Annotated in this window: 13 protein-coding genes; 9 read left to right on the top strand and 4 right to left on the bottom strand. The window is 56.5% G+C overall.

The window, feature by feature from the left end; all coding sequences use genetic code 11:
* Positions 1 to 250: 250 nt before the first annotated feature.
* A complete protein-coding gene (locus F451_RS0120970; RefSeq protein ID WP_020683381.1) occupies positions 251 to 880 on the bottom strand; it encodes a helix-turn-helix domain-containing protein in 630 nt (209 codons plus the stop codon).
* A gap of 393 nt (positions 881 to 1,273) precedes the next feature.
* Between F451_RS0120970 and F451_RS0120965 the strand changes: the two genes are divergently transcribed.
* From F451_RS0120965 to F451_RS0120930, 8 genes are all read left to right on the top strand, one after another.
* Entirely contained in the window at positions 1,274 to 2,590 is a 1,317-nt protein-coding gene (locus F451_RS0120965; protein ID WP_040880254.1) for a mechanosensitive ion channel family protein, read from the top strand.
* A 79-nt stretch (positions 2,591 to 2,669) separates the two neighbouring features.
* Entirely contained in the window at positions 2,670 to 4,055 is a 1,386-nt protein-coding gene (locus F451_RS0120960; protein ID WP_020683379.1) for an L-serine ammonia-lyase, read from the top strand.
* Positions 4,056 to 4,103: 48 nt separating this feature from the next.
* Positions 4,104 to 5,405: a serine hydroxymethyltransferase gene (locus F451_RS0120955; RefSeq protein WP_020683378.1), complete on the top strand. Its 1,302-nt coding sequence runs from the start codon at positions 4,104 to 4,106 to the stop codon at positions 5,403 to 5,405.
* Between the two features lie 55 nt (positions 5,406 to 5,460).
* Positions 5,461 to 5,847 carry a glycine cleavage system protein GcvH gene (gene gcvH / locus F451_RS0120950; RefSeq protein ID WP_020683377.1) on the top strand — a complete coding sequence of 129 codons (387 nt, stop codon included), beginning with the start codon at positions 5,461 to 5,463 and terminating at the stop codon, positions 5,845 to 5,847.
* A 309-nt stretch (positions 5,848 to 6,156) separates the two neighbouring features.
* Positions 6,157 to 9,048, top strand: a complete 2,892-nt coding sequence (gene gcvP, locus F451_RS0120945; RefSeq protein ID WP_020683376.1) for an aminomethyl-transferring glycine dehydrogenase — start codon at positions 6,157 to 6,159, stop codon at positions 9,046 to 9,048.
* Between the two features lie 456 nt (positions 9,049 to 9,504).
* The gene (locus F451_RS26190) at positions 9,505 to 9,846 is read left to right on the top strand and encodes a hypothetical protein (RefSeq protein ID WP_020683375.1); all 342 of its coding nucleotides are present in this window, start codon (positions 9,505 to 9,507) and stop codon (positions 9,844 to 9,846) included.
* Positions 9,847 to 10,150: 304 nt separating this feature from the next.
* A complete protein-coding gene (locus F451_RS0120935) occupies positions 10,151 to 11,014 on the top strand; it encodes an ADP-polyphosphate phosphotransferase (RefSeq protein ID WP_020683374.1) in 864 nt (287 codons plus the stop codon).
* A gap of 181 nt (positions 11,015 to 11,195) precedes the next feature.
* A complete protein-coding gene (locus F451_RS0120930; protein WP_020683373.1) occupies positions 11,196 to 12,527 on the top strand; it encodes an APC family permease in 1,332 nt (443 codons plus the stop codon).
* Between the two features lie 399 nt (positions 12,528 to 12,926).
* Here F451_RS0120930 and F451_RS0120925 read toward each other — a convergent pair whose 3' ends face one another.
* From F451_RS0120925 to F451_RS0120915, 3 genes are all read right to left on the bottom strand, one after another.
* Entirely contained in the window at positions 12,927 to 13,964 is a 1,038-nt protein-coding gene (locus F451_RS0120925; RefSeq protein WP_020683372.1) for a zinc-dependent alcohol dehydrogenase family protein, read from the bottom strand.
* A 180-nt stretch (positions 13,965 to 14,144) separates the two neighbouring features.
* A complete protein-coding gene (locus tag F451_RS0120920) occupies positions 14,145 to 14,339 on the bottom strand; it encodes a hypothetical protein (protein ID WP_020683371.1) in 195 nt (64 codons plus the stop codon).
* A gap of 1,166 nt (positions 14,340 to 15,505) precedes the next feature.
* Positions 15,506 to 16,612, bottom strand: coding sequence for a hypothetical protein (locus F451_RS0120915; protein ID WP_020683370.1), 1,107 nt, complete (start codon positions 16,610 to 16,612; stop codon positions 15,506 to 15,508).
* Between the two features lie 1,261 nt (positions 16,613 to 17,873).
* Here F451_RS0120915 and F451_RS0120910 point away from each other — a divergent pair.
* On the top strand, positions 17,874 to 17,992 hold a 119-nt coding region (locus F451_RS0120910; RefSeq protein WP_020680768.1), incomplete at its 3' end, for a transposase.

Here is a 17,992-nt window from a genome sequence, read left to right as displayed (position 1 = left end):
GGCTGCTAGGCAGGTGTTAGTTGCCGTGCGAGCTGTTCCGGATAAACTAAGTTTCCAATAGGAAACGAAATTAGCGGATCATTCATTCGATTGCAATACTTAAATGGCGCCAGGCTGTCGTAAACACGCAGCAAGGCGTCGCCTGTCTGGGACGAAAAACCGCTGTCCAGGCGCTGGGGCCTGGGCAGGGCTTTGAAATCAGGGCGATTAGTATAACAGGGGCCGGGCTATCGAGCGCGCACTGGGTGGCTCAGGCCGTGACCCAGAGAATAACGGCGTCTTCTTCGCTGGTAGATACCAGTGCGTGGCCCATTTCGCAGTCATAATAGGCGCTGTCGCCTTCAGCCAGATCGACGGGTTCGTAGAACTCGGTGTAGAAGCGGACACTGCCGCTGAGAACATACAGCAATTCTTCGCCATCATGACGTACCCAGTCACCGTACTCGTCAAAGCTGCGGGCCCGTACGGTGGTCCTGTACGGGATCATCTTCTTGTTGGTCAGCTGGGGTGCCAGCATTTCATGTTCGTAGGTCGGGGTGGGGTGTGGCTTGCCTTCGCCGCGGCGTGTGATATCTCTGCGACCGCCGCTGCGACGCACCTTTCTGGGCTGCGAGAAGAGCTGCGGAATATCGATCCCCAAGCCCTTTACCAGCTTGTTGACGGCCGTAAAGGTAGGCGAAATCTGTTCGTTTTCGATTTTGGACAGTGTGGAGCGCGCCAGCCCTGTGCGCTTGCTGGCCTCTTCCAGGGTGAGGTTCTGGCTCAGGCGGATCTCGCGCACTCGCTTGCCCAGCTGCAAGGGTTCAACAATGGATTCGTGGCCGGCGGCGCTGACCTGGAGTTCAGGTTTTTCGGGCGGCGATGAGGGGGTGTCGGGCATAGGTATTCACTCCTGAGTGCCGGTTCTGCGGGCTGGCGGCGTGCCTGGGCATGCATCTGGGCGGCTCGGGGCGGACGACAGGGTGGCACAGAGTGAAGGTAACCGGCGGTAATATTTTATATTTCCCTGATACTACACAAGCGGCCAGATGATGGAAAGAAAGCCTAATGAGCCTCAGGGCTGGGTGCTAGTGGGGATAAAGTTTCCTATAGGAAATATTTCGTTGATTTGTGGAAACGCTGTTGCTAGTCTAATTGCTCTTCAGGGGTTAAGCCTGTGCCGGGCTCTGTGGCGTCGTGTTTCGCCTTATGGGTGTTTGCCAATCATACTGGGATGCGTGCTACGGCATTGAGCGAATGTCTTAACCTTTTATAGAAAGGCAGGAAAGCAGTCATGGGCATAAATCAATTAATGGACATGTTTGAGCAGATGCTCTCCGCCTCTCTGGCGTGGCTCAGTAGCCCGACGTTTTACTCCCAGGTTGGCGTTATTGCGCTGGCGCTTCTGGTGGGCTATTCCATTGCGGCCTATCTGAAGACCCACTCGCCGCTGCTGAGAAAACGTCCGCTTGAGGGGCACTTGCTGCGCCTGCGTCTGCAGATTTATCAGTCGCGTAATCTCTTGCTGCCGCTGATGCTCATTCTGATGTTGTCGATTGCGGTGGATTTGAGTCAGAAGTTGCTCGGGCAAAACTGGTTGGTTCGCCTGGGATTGAGCTTCGCCGTTGTGTTCATGCTTTATTCGATCATCAACCGCTTTGTTGAGAAAAAGTTTTTTCGTACCCTGGCAAGCTGGGTGTTTCTGCCCATCGCTCTGCTACATATCTTCGGCTTGCTCGACGGGCTGATTGTTTACCTCGAGAGCATCTCCATTACCGTCGGCAATATAGAGATTTCGGCCTACGGTGTGGCGCGGGTACTGATTTTCGGGTCTGTGTTGTTCTGGCTCGGGCGGTTGTCGAATGCGGCGGGTCAACAGATCATTCGCAGCCAGGAAGACCTGGATGCCGGTACGCGTGAAGTCTTTGCCAAGCTGTTTCAGATCGTGCTGTTCTTTGTTGTGTTCATCCTGCTGTTGCAGATTATGGGCATCAATCTGACGGCGCTGGCGGTCTTTGGTGGCGCTCTGGGCGTGGGGCTCGGGTTTGGCTTGCAGTCCATCGCCTCGAACTTCATCTCCGGCATCATTCTGTTGTTGGAGCGATCTCTCAGCGTGGGTGACTACGTCGAGATGGAGGATGGCCGCAAGGGTATGATCCGCGAACTGAACATGAGGTCCACCACGCTGGAAACCTTTGATGGCAAAGACATCATGGTGCCCAATGAGCAGTTTATCAGCAGCAGTTTCACCAACTGGACACACAAGAACACCAAGCAGCGTTACTCACTGGAATTTCAGGTGTCATACAAGACAGACCTGCATTTTCTGTTCGATTTGCTGCGCACCGTGGTCGCCAGCCATCCGCGGGTGATCAGTGGTGAGGATATTCCCATCGAGGAGCGCCCGGATGCCGAGATCAGCGGCTTTGGCGATTCGGGCGTCGATATCCTGGTGGAGTTCTGGATGATTGGGGTTGATGACGGCGAGAACCGCGTAGGCGGTGATCTGTTGCTGATGATCTGGGATGCGTTCCGCGAACATGATATCGAGATTCCGTACCCGCAGCGCGAGGTTCGGGTACTGGATTCGAGCGTGCCGCAGGGGCATTAGACGTTTTTCGGCCCGGTTCCGACCGGCGGATTTAATCAATCAAAAACTCATCTAACTGTAAAAAATTGGAGGCGACGAAATGGCACTGAGCATTTTTGATCTGTTCAAGATTGGCGTTGGACCTTCGTCGTCTCACACGGTGGGGCCCATGGTGGCCGCCAATCGATTTATCGCCGAACTCCAGCAACGCGGTTTGATGGATCGCGTCGCGGGGGTGCGGGTCAGCCTGTTTGGCTCCCTGGCCATGACCGGCAAGGGGCACGCCACCGATATCGCCGCGATGCTCGGACTACTGGGTGAACGACCGGATCTGGTGGATCCCGCCCGTATCGACGACTTTATTGCGCAGGTTCGAACGAGCGGCACATTGCTGCTGGCGGGGGAGCGGGCGGTGCCGTTTTCTGAGGCTGACCATCTGCGTTTTCATTTCGGCGAATCGCTTCCCAAGCATCCCAATGGCATGCGTCTTGAAGTGCTCGATGCGGCCGGGCTGATTTTCTACAGCAATGTGTATTACTCGGTGGGTGGCGGCTTTGTGCTCAGCGATGCAGAGGCCGATGACCAGGGCCGCGGCGCCGAGGATGAGTCCATCGAGGTGCCGTACCCGTTCAACAATGCCGTTGAGCTGCTGGCCTACGGCGACGAATCCGGACTCACTATTGCCGAGCTGGTGATGGCTAACGAGCGCACCCGCTACGATGATCAGGAAATCAGCCAGCGGCTGCTGAAAATCTGGCAGGTGATGGATGACTGCATCCGCGAAGGCTGCAAGCACACCGGCGAACTGCCGGGCGGGTTGCACATCAAGCGCCGTGCCCACGACATGTGGCAGGAACTGGTGAATCATCCCGAGCGCAGCATCAAGGATCACCTTACCGTGCTCGACTGGGTCAATCTCTATGCCATCGCCGTGAACGAGGAAAATGCCGCCAGTGGCCGCGTAGTGACCGCGCCGACCAACGGTGCGGCCGGTGTCATTCCGGCGGTACTGGCGTATTACGACCGCTTCGTGCCGGGCAGCAATGTGGAGGGCATCAAGACCTTCCTGGTGACCGCCGCGGCCATTGGCATGCTGTACAAGAAAAACGCATCCATCTCGGCGGCCGAAGTGGGTTGCCAGGGCGAGATCGGCGTGGCCTGTTCCATGGCCGCCGGGGCACTCTGTGCGGTGCTCGGTGGCAGCAACCACCAGATCGAAAATGCTGCCGAGATCGGCATGGAACACAACCTGGGCCTGACCTGCGACCCCATTGGCGGGCTGGTGCAGGTTCCCTGCATCGAGCGCAACACCATGGGGGCGGTCAAGGCGATTAATGCAGCGCGTCTGGCGCTGCGCGGTACCGGTGAACACCATGTGTCACTGGACAGTGTGATCGAGACCATGCGCCAGACCGGCCTCGACATGCAGGACAAGTACAAGGAAACCTCCACCGGCGGCCTGGCCGTCAACGTGGTGGCCTGCTAATCCGGCTTCATCGCCGTAAACCTTCAGTCAACGGGGAATAATAAAACCATGAGCACAAGGGACCTTTACGCCAACGCTGAACGTGCAGCGTTTTTCACCCAGGACCTCAGCGCTGCGGATCCCGCGCTGCAGGCCGCGGTGGATGCGGAATTCAACCGCCAGGACAGCCAGATTGAACTGATTGCCTCGGAAAACATTGTCTCCAAGGCGGTGATGCAGGCCCAGGGCACCGTACTGACCAACAAGTACGCCGAAGGCTACCCGGGGCGTCGTTACTACGGCGGCTGCGAGTTTGTCGACGAAGCCGAAGCCCTGGCGATTGCCCGTGCCAAAGAACTGTTTAACTGTCAGTTCGTCAATGTGCAGCCGCATTCCGGCGCCCAGGCCAATGGTGCGGTAATGCTCGCGCTGCTGCAGCCCGGTGATACTGTACTGGGCATGTCGCTGGACGCCGGCGGTCACCTGACCCACGGTGCGCGCCCGGCGCTGTCGGGCAAATGGTTCAATGCCGTGCAGTATGGTGTGTCCCGCGAGACCCAGCGCATTGATTACGATGCGGTGGAAGCACAGGCACTTGAGTGCCAGCCCAAACTGATTATCGCCGGCGGGTCGGCCATTCCGCGGGAAATCGACTTCGCCCGTTTTCGTGCCATCGCCGACAAGGTTGGCGCGCTGCTGATGGTCGACATGGCTCATATCGCAGGCCTCGTCGCCACCGGTGCGCACCCGAGCCCGCTGCCCCATGCCCATGTCGTGACCACCACGACTCACAAGACACTGCGCGGCCCGCGTGGCGGCATGATCCTGTGCAATGACCTGGATCTGGGCAAGAAGATCAACTCCGCGGTATTCCCCGGTCTGCAGGGCGGCCCGCTGATGCACGTGATTGCTGCCAAGGCCGTAGCCTTTGGTGAAGCGTTGCAACCCGGTTTCAAGGGCTACATCGACCAGGTGCTGGAAAATGCCCGTACCCTGGCGGCAGTGATGGTTGAGCGTGGCTGCGACATCGTCACCGGCGGCACCGATACGCACCTGATGCTGGTGGACCTGCGTCCCAAAGGCCTGAAGGGCAACCAGGTGGAGGAGGCGCTGGAGCGTGCCGGCATCACCTGCAACAAGAATGGCATTCCGTTTGATCCGGAAAAGCCCATGGTCACCTCCGGTATCCGTCTGGGCACACCGGCCGGTACCACACGCGGCTTTGGTGCCGCAGAATTTAACCAGATCGGTCACCTGATCAACGACGTGCTGGATGGCCTGGTGGAAAGCCCCGCCGGCAATGCGGCTGTCGAAGCCCGGGTACTGGCCGAGGTTGAAGCCCTCTGTGGCCGCTTCCCGCTCTACCGTTAAGCGTCCCGTTTTTTTAAAAATTGAACCAAAAATAGCGCTTTAGAAGGATTTCTCTGTGAACAATGTGCCGAATACACTGAAATATACTGCATCTCATGAATGGATTCTCGATAATGGCGACGGTACCGTAACCGTTGGTATTACCGATCACGCTCAGGAGCTGCTCGGCGATGTGGTTTTCGTGGAATTGCCCGAGGTTGGCCGCGAAGTTGCCAAGGGGGAAGACTTTTCCCTGGTGGAATCTGTCAAGGCGGCGTCTGATATTTACGCGCCACTGTCCGGTGAAGTGATTGAAGTGAACGAGGACCTGGTGGACGCCCCCGAGACCCTGAACGAATCTGCCTACGACGCAGGCTGGATCGCGAAACTGAAACTGGCAGACGCCTCCGAGCTCGATGCACTGCTCGACGCGAATGCCTATCAGGCGACGGTTGCGGAATAAGACGGACCCTGCACGATTGACCCGGTGGATGAGTAGCTGCAGCAGGCGTGCTGAAGCATTGGGCCTGTTCCATACCGAACAGGTCCAAAGCGAGCGCCACAAACGTCAGTATGTCCGCGCACTAGCGCTTGTTTAGCGGGGTGACGGACAACGCAGCAGGGAATGCGGCACCGCGCCTGGTTGTCCGCCGGATCAAGAGCAGGACTGGAATTTACGCACAACGTGAAGCGTTTCGACGCTTCGCACTTTTAGAACCCGTTGCAGGTTTCGGTGTATCCGAAGCCGGCACAGAGCACACAGGTTAGTGTAATGGCTGTTGAACCCCGTACCTTGAGTGAACTTGAGCAGCGCACGGAATTTACCCGTCGCCACATTGGCCCTGATGCGGCCGAACAGCAGTCGATGCTGCAGACCCTGAATGCCGAGTCGCTCGACGACCTGATGCGACAGACCGTGCCGGCCAGCATTCTGCTGGACGATGCGCTGGCCATGAACGACGGCGAGACCGAAGTCGAGGCGCTGAACTACCTGCAGGGCCTGGCCCGGCAGAACAAGGTCAACAAGTCCTACATCGGTATGGGTTACCACAACACCCAGGTGCCTAACGTTATCCTGCGCAACGTGCTCGAGAATCCGGGCTGGTACACGGCCTACACGCCCTACCAGCCGGAGATTGCCCAGGGCCGTCTGGAGTCGCTGCTCAACTACCAGCAGCTGGTGATGGACCTGACCGGCATGGATCTGGCCAACGCCTCTTTGCTGGACGAAGCCACCGCCGCGGCCGAGGCGATGACGCTGTGCAAGCGTTCCAACCGCAAGAAGAGCAACACCTATTTTGTCGCCGATGATGTGCACCCGCAAACCATCGACGTTATCCGCACCCGCGCCGAGTACTTCGGCTACGATGTTGTCGTTGCGCCTGCGGCAGAACTGGATCAGCACGATGTGTTCGGCGTGCAGCTGCAGTACCCGGGCACCTGCGGCGATATCACCGACATCAAGACCCTGATCGAAAATGCCAGGGGCCAGCAAGCCATGGTCGCCGTGGCGGCCGATCCGATGGCGCTGGTACTGCTGAAATCCCCTGGCGAGCTGGGTGCCGACGTGGTGCTGGGTTCTGCGCAGCGCTTTGGCGTACCGATGGGCTTTGGTGGTCCGCACGCGGCCTTCTTTGCCGCCAGCGACAAGCTCAAGCGTTCGGTACCGGGCCGCATTATCGGCGTTTCCGTGGATACCCGTGGCAACCAGGCCCTGCGCATGGCCATGCAGACCCGCGAGCAGCACATTCGCCGTGAAAAGGCGACGTCCAACATCTGTACCGCCCAGGCACTGCTGGCCAACATGGCCAGCTTCTACGCCGTGTATCACGGCCCTGAAGGCCTCAAGGCCATCGCCGAGCGCATTCACCGCCTTACCGCCATCCTGGCCATCGGCCTTGCGGACAAGGGCTTTGCGGTCAATAAAAGCTACTTCGACACCCTGACGCTGAACCTGGGCGATGAACAGCAGGCGGTGTACCAGCGTGCGCTGGCGCAGGGCTGCAACCTGCGCCTTAACGGCAGCGACCGTCTGGGCGTGAGCCTCGACGAAACCACCACCGCGGCCGATGTCGCCGAGCTGTTTGACGTTATTCTGGGCGCCGGTCACGGTCTGGATGTTGCCGCCATCGATGCCCGCATCCTGGCAGGCGAGGCCACCGGTATCAGCGCTGAACAGCGCCGTGAAGACGCCATCCTGACGCACCCGGTGTTCAACACGCACCACAGCGAAACCGAGATGCTGCGTTACATGAAGCAGCTCGAGAACAAGGACTACTCCCTGGTGCACGGCATGATCCCGCTGGGTTCCTGCACCATGAAGCTCAACGCCACGGCCGAAATGATTCCGGTGACCTGGCCCGAGTTCGCCAACATTCACCCCTTTGCACCGGCCGACCAGATCCAGGGCTACCACCGAATGCTGGAAGAGCTGGAGCAGATGCTGGTGGAAATCACCGGTTACGACAACGTCTCGATGCAGCCCAACTCCGGTGCCCAGGGCGAGTACGCCGGTCTGCTGGCGATCCGCAAGTACCAGGAATCCATCGGTGAAGGCCACCGCGATATCTGCCTGATCCCGTCGTCCGCCCACGGCACCAACCCGGCGTCTGCCGCCATGATGGGCATGAAGGTGGTGATCGTCGAGTGCGATGCCAGGGGCAACGTCGATGTCGCCGACATGCGCGCCAAGGCCGAGCAGCACAGCGAAAGCCTGAGCTGCCTGATGATTACCTACCCGTCCACCCACGGGGTGTTCGAGCAGGAAATCGTCGAAATCTGCGACATCGTGCACAAGCACGGCGGCCAGGTGTACATGGACGGCGCCAACATGAACGCCCAGGTCGGTATCTCCAAGCCTGGCGTGATCGGCTCCGACGTATCGCACCTTAACCTGCACAAGACCTTTGCCATTCCCCATGGCGGCGGCGGTCCGGGCATGGGCCCCATCGGCGTGAAGAGCCATCTGGCACCCTTCCTGCCGGGTCATCAGGTCAGCGCGGTACCGGGGCTGGAAAACCAGAATGGTGCGGTCTCGGCGGCGCCCTTTGGCTCCGGTGCCATCCTGCCGATCAGCTACATGTACGTCCGCATGCTTGGCAAGTCCGGCCTCAAGGATTCCACCCGTGTGGCGATCCTGGGTGCCAACTACCTGGCCGAGAAGCTGGGTGAGCATTACCCGATCCTGTACCGTGGCCGCAACGGCCGTGTTGCCCACGAATGCATCGTCGATATCCGCCCGCTGAAAGAAGCCTCTGGCGTGAGCGAGGAAGACATTGCCAAGCGCCTGATGGACTACGGTTTCCATGCGCCGACCATGTCCTTCCCGGTGGCCGGCACCCTGATGATCGAGCCGACCGAATCCGAGCCCAAGGCGGAACTGGATCGCTTCATTGAAGCCATGATCAAGATTCGTGGTGAAATCAGCCGCGTTGAATCCGGTGAGTGGACGGCGGAAAACAACCCGCTGCACCACGCGCCGCATACCATGGCGGACCTGGTGGGCGACTGGGATCGTCCATACGGGCGTGACGAGGCGGTGTTCCCGACCGAATCCACCCGTCGCAACAAGTTCTGGCCGGCGGCCAATCGAATCGACAACGTCTATGGCGACCGCAATTTCATTTGCTCCTGCCCGTCGATCGATAATTATCGGGAAGACTGAGGCTAGGTTCTCGAATCCGCGCGCTGCAATCTGCGAGCTGGAACGAGATCGTTAGGTTGGACAATAGAAAGGCCCGGCAGAAATGTCGGGCCTTTTTCGTTTTGGCATTGGGCGTTACGTTGAATAAACGGGCCAATGGGAAGGCCGCGGCCTGTGACGATAAACGCCCTGCATGGCCGGGCTTTTCAGATTAAAGCGCCTGTGGCATGACGGATAACGACATCTCGTCTGCTGGGCATCGGAAGCCTGGCTGGGTGAATCCTCCCGCGTTTCCTATACTTGTGTTTCCCCCTGTCGCTGGCGGATCGCAGGCGCTGTTCCGTCGCTGGAAGGGCGGTAGCGTGCTTTGCAGGCGCCTGGGTCGATCCGGCCTGCGCGACGGCTGCGTCAATTTCCCATGAGTCGCCCCTGGTAGATGTCAGGCTTGCAACCCCGTGGAATCAGATCGAGGCTGCAATGGCTTATAGCCGGGGTCATCCGCTGCTGGTGATCGTTGAGAAGGGTATCAAGAGCGAAGGGCTTTTGGAACGCGGCTATGACTGGTACGTCCAATCTGTGACTCCGAACTCGTCTGCGCTGGCAACCACGGAGTTCAGCGGTGTGCTTTCCAGCTGGAAACAAAAGCTGACGCAGCGCCCGACTGCAAAAATCAGTGCTGCGAAGAATCCATCGGAACTCACGGTTGGCGAGCTTTTGGGGAGTATGACGCCGAACCAGTTATGGAGCCTGCTCGGCACGGTCGCTGCGCTTGTTGCCGGCGCTTTTGCTCTTGGTGGAAAACTCATCGGTGGCTATTAATCCGGCGGGTTAATCCATGAAGCAGGGATGCTTGATCATTGGCCGCAGGCCAATGTGAACGCCACCTTTTCCCCTGAGGAAGGCCAGCATGTCCACGCACCTGCGCCCATTCTTTTAGGTTAAAGCGCCTATGGCGTGACCCACGCACGCATCCATGCGTGTGCGGCATGACCGCCAAGGATGGCGGAAAACCTTACTTTGCAGGAGCAAAAGTTATGGGACCGTACTTCCTGTACATAACGGACAAATAGGGCGGAAACCTGTTTGTCCGCCCGGCTAATAACATGAACACCAGGCAGATTTTATGAAAATAGATCCTAATGATCACCGCGTTCAGCCCGGCAATAAAGTTGATTTGGCTCAGCGTCCGACCAAGATTGTGCCCGTCTATGACTCCAAGAAAGCATATAAAAAGATGCTGGAGGCTCAGGTCGTCGAACTGAGCGAGTTACAGCGATTGAACTACGCTTCGAATCGGCAAGCCGTGCTGTTGATTTTCCAGGGCATGGATACCGCCGGCAAGGACGGGGCTATTCGCCATGTCATGTCGGGCGTGAATCCACAGGGTTGCCAGGTATTCAGTTTTAAACAACCGAGCGTCGAGAAGCTGGAGCACGATTTCCTGTGGCGCACCACCAAGCGTCTGCCGGAGCGGGGGCGGATCGGTATATTTAATCGCTCCTACTACGAGGATGTACTCGTGGTGCGGGTGCACCCGGAGTTGCTCCGGGCGCAGGGGTTTTCCGACGATGCGGTCGCCGGGAGTGCCATCTGGGACGAGCGCTTCAAATCCATCACGGATCTGGAGGCACATCTGCACAGCAACGGTACGCGGGTGATCAAGTTTTTTCTCCACCTGTCTAAGGAGGAACAACGCGAACGGTTTCTCGCGCGTATCGATGAGCCCGAGAAAAATTGGAAGTTCAGCCTCGCCGACATCCAGGAACGCAGGCACTGGGACGACTATATGCGTGCATATGAGGCATGCCTGAGTGCCACCAGCACAGAGGAGTCACCATGGTATGTCATTCCGGCCGATGACAAGAAGAACGCCAGGCTGATCATCTCCCAGATCATCGTTGAGGCGCTGCAGGACCTTAAAATGAGCTACCCGAAAGTCAGCGCCGTGCGCCGCAAGGAGTTGCTGAAGTTACGCAAGCAACTCTGACTGTCCGCTTAGGTTCAAGCAGCGGCAAAGCTTGAAGTAGCAGTTAAAGGTGTCGTATTCGGGGTCTTGCATGTTCAGAACTGGGAAGCGGGGATCTGGGTTTCGATGCGCGGCATCGCAGCCTCAATTGCGACCACTATGTTATCCAGGATAGATATCGCCGACCTTGGATAGAGGAGATATGCGTAACGATATGCAGATGACTGAAGATCGAAAGCCGCAGTATCGTAAAGACAGTCTGACATTGGTCGGAGCTGTTGCCCTTGGTACTGGGGTGATGATCGGGGCAGGGATATTTGCCCTGACCGGTCAGATGGCCGAGATGACCGGGCGTCTTTTCCCACTGGCTTTTCTTTCGGCCGCACTGATAGTGTCATTCAGCGCCCACTCATACGTCAAAATGTCGAATGCTTATCCGTCGGCCGGCGGAATAGCCATGTACCTGAAAAAGGCTTATGGCAGTACGCTGACAACGGCTTTTCATTCCCTGCTGATGTATTTTTCTATGGTCATCGCCCAGAGTTTTCTGGCTCGCACATTTGGGGCTTATACACTGCAGTTGTTTGAAATCGACGATAGCAGTTTGCTGGTGCCAACACTGGGGGTCGGATTGTTGTTGGTAGCCTTTCTGATCAATTTATCCGCTAACCGTATGATCGAGGGCGTGTCGTCGGTGCTTGGATTTATCAAGATAGGCGGTATCGTTCTGTTCGGCGTTGTGGGGGTCACGGTGGCAGATTCGGTGGAAGTTAATTTCTCAGCCCAGGACCCTGACATATCACTGGCCGGTTTTATTGGCGCTACGGCCCTCGGTATTCTGGCCTTCAAGGGGTTTACCACTATTACAAACAGTGGCTCGGAGCTGAAAGACCCGCACCGCAATGTGGGCAGAGCCATCATCATCTCCATCGCGCTTTGTGTTGTTATTTACGCGCTGGTGGGGTTTGCTGTCGCGAGCAACTTGTCTCTTCAGGAAATTATCGAAACGAGAAATTACTCCCTGGCGGCCGCCGCCAGGCCTGCACTGGGCGAATATGCTCTGTGGTTTACGGTTGTGCTGGCTATGCTGGCGACAGCAGGCGGAATTATCGCCAGCATATTTGCAGTTTCTCGGATGTTGGCAATGCTGACAGAGATGAAACTTGTCCCCCACCGTCATTTTGGGATGCCGGGCAGCATCCAAAAGCATACTCTGGTCTATACAGTTGTCTTGGGTTTGCTGCTGACGGCCTTCTTTGATCTGTCACGTATCGCCGCGTTGGGCATCATTTTTTATCTGATAATGGATATGGCCGTTCACTGGGGCATATTGCGTCATCTGCGGCAGGAAATTGGCGCCCGTAGCGCCGTTCTTATAGGCGCAATTTTTCTTGATCTGGTCGTTCTGGCTGGATTTCTCTGGATTAAAATATCCAGTGATCTGCTGGTGGTGGGCATCGCTTGTGTCGTAATGCTGACTATCCTGATTGTGGAAGCCCTCTTCTTGCGACACAACCCCATCGTGCCCAAATGAAAACACATAACACTTGTACATCCATGGGGAATGCACGATCTAAGGAACCTATGAACAAGTCCCAGTTGTCCTCTGCGGGTCCTGAAGCGTGCAGCTGCTAGGCGCAGTGTGCAGGCAATACCCTAAAGGGCACCTTGGCCTTAGTCCTTGTCAAGCGCTGCAACAACGCAGATGCATGCTTCAGGGCACGCCCTACGGGGCTTTCAGCGCGACCCGGACTCTTTGTTGCAGCTTCTCGACAGGCCCCGGCATGCTTTCGAAACTGCGCCTCGATTCCGGATCGCGCTGAAAGCCAGAGACTCATTGGGACTTATTCATAGGTTCCCTAAACACCCATTGACGTGATTATTTCCTGTGGCAATGTCCTGTACGCCAGCCGGAATATTTCAGCGTTATTGGTTAAGTATTGATAATAACTTTGAGTGCCTTCGTATTCGCCGCGTTTTCGAATGTCTCGTATGCGTCTATAACGTTCTCTAGCGAGAAGCGGTGAGTAATGAGCATTTTTGGATCTATTTTGTTTGCCGTCAGTATATTGAGCAGCATTGGTGTACTTGCCGTATCAACGAGGCGAGTCGTGATAGTAATATTGCGATCCCATAGACTTTCCAAATGCAAGTCAACTTTTTTACCGTGTACGCCGATATTGGCGATGGTGCCACCCGGTGCAATAATTTCCTGGCAAAGCTCGAAGGTCGCAGGAATACCTACAGCTTCAATGGCCGTGTCGACACCGCGCCCGTTCGTCATACTCATGACAGTATCCTTGGCCTTGCCGTCAGTGCTATTGATGGTCGCTGTTGCGCCGAAACGTTTTGCCATTTCAAGACGGTTATCATCAAGATCGATCATGATGATTTCGGCCGGTGAGTAGAACTGAGCAGTGAGCAAGGCTGCGAGACCGATCGGCCCCGCGCCGACGATTGAAACGATATCGCCTGGCTTAACTTTTCCGTTAAGCACGCCGCACTCAAATCCCGTTGGGAGAATGTCGCTCAACATCACAAGAGCCTCCTCATCCGCGCCATCCGGAATGGGATAAAGGCTGGTGTCGGCGTGAGGCGTTCGCACGAATTCTGCCTGGGTGCCGTCAATACTATTACCTAAAATCCAGCCGCCGGTGCTGCAATGGGAGTACATACCTTTGCGGCAATAGCTGCATTTTCCGCAGGCGCTGACGCATGAAATCAAAACCCGATCACCCGGTTTGAATGCTGTTACTGCCTCACCTACCTTCTCGACGATACCTACGCCCTCGTGCCCTAAAATAGTGCCTGCCTGGCAGGTTGGCACATCACCTTTCAAAATGTGCAGGTCAGTGCCACAAATTGTCGTTTTCGTCACTTTTACGATGGCGTCGGTAGGCGCAGAAATATCTGGCTTCGGTCGATCTTCCAATGCTTTTTTTCCTGGACCCAAGTAAACAAGTGCTTTCATGGTCGAATCCTTGTGGTGGTATTTGAATCGCGGCGTAAAATTCTGTTTTTAGTATGTTTGCATGCCAAAATTCTGTCCGTGCGTTAGCGCACCAAAGAAGTGTAAAGACCGCTTTTATAGCCAGCCAAAAATTGACCCCTCTTTTGAAAATGATCCGGTATCAGGGTATCCGTCCGCTGCTTACAGCCGGTCCGCCAGCAGTTTCCACTGCGCCAGCAACTCGCCACTGGCATTGGCTTTATGGGTCGGTAGCCATTGGCTATTAACCTGGCGATGAAACAGGTCGTCCCGCCCTGTTTCATCATCGCCCTTGAAAGTCAGGCGGAATTTGTGAAATCCCTGGATTTTCAAAGGCTCGCATTGGCCGTTGGCCAATGGTGGCGCATCCTGCGCCACAGTATTAAACCGGCTCTACAGACGTAAAATGCCACCGGTTTAATAATGGCTGCCCCTTTGATTTTCGTGCCCGTCGATCGATAACCCGCGGCAGCTGGACATAAAAAGAACCTATTTGCCAGCCAGGTTAATAGTAATGACCCCAGATGCAGCCTTTGCACTGTGCTCTGACGCCATTGTGCGGTCGGCCTGCCGTCAGGGTGAAGAGCCGGGTATGCTGTCATCGGAGGTACAACAGTCCCTGTCTGCGGGCCTGATCGCTGCATGCGCCCGGTGTCCGCAGGCGCAGGGCCATGGATGGCCGGTAGTCAATGCAGGAGCAATTTTCTGCCCAGGGGGGTATAGCGTTGTTCTGGCGTCCTGCTGGTACTAAATTACTTCTTGCGGTTTAGTGTCCATGTGCAGCATGGGTAAAGCGGAGCCTATCCATCTGCCGGCCTTCGGCTGCACTGTTGGACGAGAGTACTCCCGACCTACCATTAACCTTGCGCGAAGATACGCAAGGCGAAGTCGCAGGCTGAGTGAAGCCGTGTCAACGTTGCCAGCGGCATCGCAGGGCACAGCGATGCCGCGTCCCCGGTCATACAACGAAATAAAACGTAACAGGTAGGTGCCTGTGGTTTCAGCTGTGCTTGGGGGTTGAAAGTTCATGACTTTTCTCTTCTCACGCTAACCTGTGACTGAGGGAGCTACATCCGCCTCGGCATTTGTGCAACTCGATCTGCAGGCGTCTGGTGCTTCAATAGAACCCAGCGCAGGCGTTATTCGTCGGATGCCGCGCGAATATGCAATCCGTCAAACAATGGAATCAGTAAACACCATTTTCAGTGTCTTCACTGTGCGCTTGCGCACACACCTAATCAAAACCGCAAAGAAGCCAAGAGTTGCCAGAAAGGCCAGTATGTCCGCCAGGTGAAGAAGATACATGAATAACAGTGCTGTTCACTGACATGGGTGTCAGTTTTCTGGGGTTTTTGCGTGTTTGAATTTGGATCTGCAGTGCCGGTGGGTTCGGTATCGGTTGGATGCTATGTGTTGCGCCTTGCGGGCCTGGTCGCACACAGGCAGCAGTGCTCGCTCCGGCTTTCGTTGATGCATCCTGCGTTTTGGCGCGCCCGTCGTCTGCAGGGATAATTGGCAACCGTTCAGGCATCGAAATCGAGACGATAGTTCAGTTTGATCTTGCCGGCATTGGCGTCAAGTGCACCCCCGTAACCTGTAAGGGCCTCGTAACCCAGGTGCAGGCTGAAATTCTGGGTACGGGTTTCGATTCCCATCACGAACCCGGTCTGCAGCCGGCGCTCTACCTCACCGACGGTGTTGGTTCGCAAGGATACTTCAGGGCCGAATGAGGCCCAGTGTGATCCCAGGCGTAAGTCGTGGTCACCGGATACGCGATAGTGGCTCCAGGTCTGTGGCTCCTGCGTGAAGGGCAGGCTCTTTTCCGACACCTTTGCAAACAGGTTTATGTCCCAGCCCGTCCATGAATCTTCAGAGAGGGTCAATGCCCAGCTGTCGATGTTGCCGGCATCGGAGGCCGCGGCGCAATCGAGTGTGCGCTGCGCGGATGTTTCGAGTTTGGCGCTCAGGTAAGTGAAAACGGTACTGGAGAACGACAGGCCGGTGCGGTATTCATCGCATGGAATGTCGCCATCCCAACCGCGGAGAATATAGTCCGCGTTAGCGGTCATTTTCGCATCGCTCCAGGGTCTGTAGCCCAGCTTGGCGACAGCACGGCGTTCACCTGCAGCCACGACACTGCCGTAGGGATGAAAGCCTGCGCTGAATTGACTCAGGGCCAAGCCGTAGCTGAAGCCGTTAGCGGGCTTCCTGTTTAGATGAAGGCGGATGCCGGAGCCCCCTGACGTTTGTTGCGAGGCGCCGCTTTGGCCGGCAAGGGCGAGCTCCCCCGTAAAGTCGAAATCTTTAGCCAGGGCAAGGGGGGTAAATTCTCCCTGGATACTGGCCAGCCATAGTCCGTCGAGCCCGTCGGCTACCCTCTGCTGTCGGAACAGGCTGAGTTTCACATGGTTGTGATCGTTCTTGCTGATCCAGCCCATACCGGCCCTGTAGCGGTCATCACTGGCCTGGCCGATAACAATATCGGTGTCGAGTGTATGGCCAAAGGGCTGAAACGGAAGGATTTGCACATCATTCAGCTGTTGCGCGATGAAGCCGCTGTCCGGAATGACTACTGAAGCCGCCGTGCCGCCACCCAGCGTCGCCAGGTTGGCACCGGCCTTGGGCAGCATCGCTGCGTCGGACTGCTCGGTTATGTTCGCTGCAGCAAAGGGGTGATCATTACGAAGCGGTGCTGATGAGCAGCCAGACATGAACGCTGTGACGAGAGCGAGGAGGATTACACTGAAGCATTGAAGTATGGGCTTGCAACTTCGACTCCAGGCTAGGCTTGCCACTGCAACAAAAGACATGCATCCGTACCTTGTATGGTGGGCTTGGGCAGGAATAACGACTCCACGACCATCCCCGCTGACACGCGCAGTGCCAGTATTCCCAAGCAGACCGATTATTCTTTTAGAAAGAATCTACAGAAAACAGCACAGGCCCTCAAGGCATTATTAACATAACCTGAATCTATCGCATGATGTGGGTTAGATGTTTATTAAGTATATGATTTGTAGATAATATTTCATAAATCGAGCAGCAGGGCGCAGACCCCTGTTACCTGGAAGGCGAGGCTGGAGCGCCTAGCAGAGGCGATGGTGCGTGTCCGTGCCGGGAGCGCCTGCCTGCTGTCCGGCGGGTCAAACCGAGACAACACGTATTGCGCCAAGCGCCGCTCAGCAGCCGTCTGCTGTATTGGTGATACGTATTTAATACTGGCGATTTGATACTAACTGCAGGGTGGGCAACGCGCAGCGTGCCCATCGGGCACTGGTTTTGGTTGGGTGCCAATGTGGTTTCAGCCAACAGCACTGCACGGCGCAATGCTTGCCGGTTTAGGGCCATTGATGGCCGGTCGCCAGAAAATGCAGCAGCAATTTTCTGCTGCAAGGGGGAGGGTGGCTGTTCTGATGTCTTGGTAATGGTGTGTTAGCGGGTGAAACGGCCTGGCGGGTTGTTGGCGGGCTGTTGCCGCGTTACTGCCGGTGGGGCTATGGCTGCTTGTAGGGTGCTAATGAGCGTGAGAATTGCACCGTGCGGCGGTACGCCGCCATGCCGGATGGCACAAGTATTGTAGGTGCAGAATGTGCTCCTGGCCCCACACTTTAGAGGCAAAGAACCTGCGGTATGTCGAATAAATCCATTTCGTCAGGCGGGGTGGAATCGTGGGAGCCCGGTCTCCGGGCGATTTGGAGCGTCTGATCTGCGCACGATACGGGGACTTGAGTAGCGGTTCAGTTCAATGACATGGGTAACACTTTGTTGGGAGCTTGTGTTCCTGGGCGTTGGATCTGCAGTGCTGACGGACGTGTAACCCTCCCTTAAAATCGGACCAGCCAAAACTAGAGTTCTCCGGCATACTTCAACGATGCTGATGGAGAACACACGATGCGGAAGTCACGCTTCACCGAGTCACAGATCGTTCAGATCCTGAAGTCCGTCGAGGCGGGCTGCATGGTCAAAGACGTCTGTCGTGAACATGGGATATCAGATGCAACCTACTACAA

The sequence above is a fragment of the Marinobacterium rhizophilum DSM 18822 genome, assembly GCF_000378045.1.
GTDB lineage: Bacteria > Pseudomonadota > Gammaproteobacteria > Pseudomonadales > Balneatricaceae > Marinobacterium_A > Marinobacterium_A rhizophilum.
This window is presented reverse-complemented; position numbering and strand designations above follow the sequence as displayed.

What these genes read in the sequence shown, in the direction of transcription:
- F451_RS0120970 (WP_020683381.1), bottom strand. Translation starts at nt 880, where the DNA reads ATGCCCGACACCCCCTCATCGCCGCCCGAAAAACCTGAACTCCAGGTC.
- F451_RS0120965 (WP_040880254.1), top strand. Translation starts at nt 1,274, where the DNA reads ATGGGCATAAATCAATTAATGGACATGTTTGAGCAGATGCTCTCCGCC.
- F451_RS0120960 (WP_020683379.1), top strand. Translation starts at nt 2,670, where the DNA reads ATGGCACTGAGCATTTTTGATCTGTTCAAGATTGGCGTTGGACCTTCG.
- F451_RS0120955 (WP_020683378.1), top strand. Translation starts at nt 4,104, where the DNA reads ATGAGCACAAGGGACCTTTACGCCAACGCTGAACGTGCAGCGTTTTTC.
- gcvP (WP_020683376.1), top strand. Translation starts at nt 6,157, where the DNA reads ATGGCTGTTGAACCCCGTACCTTGAGTGAACTTGAGCAGCGCACGGAA.
- F451_RS26190 (WP_020683375.1), top strand. Translation starts at nt 9,505, where the DNA reads ATGGCTTATAGCCGGGGTCATCCGCTGCTGGTGATCGTTGAGAAGGGT.
- F451_RS0120935 (WP_020683374.1), top strand. Translation starts at nt 10,151, where the DNA reads ATGAAAATAGATCCTAATGATCACCGCGTTCAGCCCGGCAATAAAGTT.
- F451_RS0120930 (WP_020683373.1), top strand. Translation starts at nt 11,196, where the DNA reads ATGCGTAACGATATGCAGATGACTGAAGATCGAAAGCCGCAGTATCGT.
- F451_RS0120925 (WP_020683372.1), bottom strand. Translation starts at nt 13,964, where the DNA reads ATGAAAGCACTTGTTTACTTGGGTCCAGGAAAAAAAGCATTGGAAGAT.
- F451_RS0120915 (WP_020683370.1), bottom strand. Translation starts at nt 16,612, where the DNA reads ATGCTGCCCAAGGCCGGTGCCAACCTGGCGACGCTGGGTGGCGGCACG.